The organism is Pseudomonas sp. SIMBA_068 (assembly GCF_046534705.1).
Classification (GTDB): domain Bacteria; phylum Pseudomonadota; class Gammaproteobacteria; order Pseudomonadales; family Pseudomonadaceae; genus Aquipseudomonas; species Aquipseudomonas putida.
In genome coordinates, this window is record NZ_JAWRYI010000743.1 from 1 (window position 1) to 264 (window position 264).

1 pseudogene is annotated in these 264 nt (G+C 67.0%); it reads right to left on the reverse strand.

Features of this window, described 5'->3' with window-relative positions:
• A pseudogene (locus SB756_RS31245) lies at positions 1-264 on the reverse strand (glutamine synthetase); the annotation flags it as partial.

A 264-nucleotide genomic window follows, 5' to 3' on the forward strand; every position in this document is an offset into this window, starting at 1 on the left:
GCGCTTGTAGCGCACGGCCTGGTCCATCGCTTTTAGGGCGTCGCCGTGCTCAAGAGTGATTTCCACCTGGCCGGGGGCGTACTCGGAAATCGCAGTGCGCGCCGGAATGCCCTGCGCCTTGCAGGCGGCGTACAGGTCGGCGAGGAAGGGTTCGATCTGTTCCAGCTCGCGCAGGCCATAGACCTGGGTGGTGCGTGGGCGGCCACCGTCATTGTCCAGCGCCGGTTGCGGACGGCCCTGGGCATCGCGTTGCTGGTCGAGCAG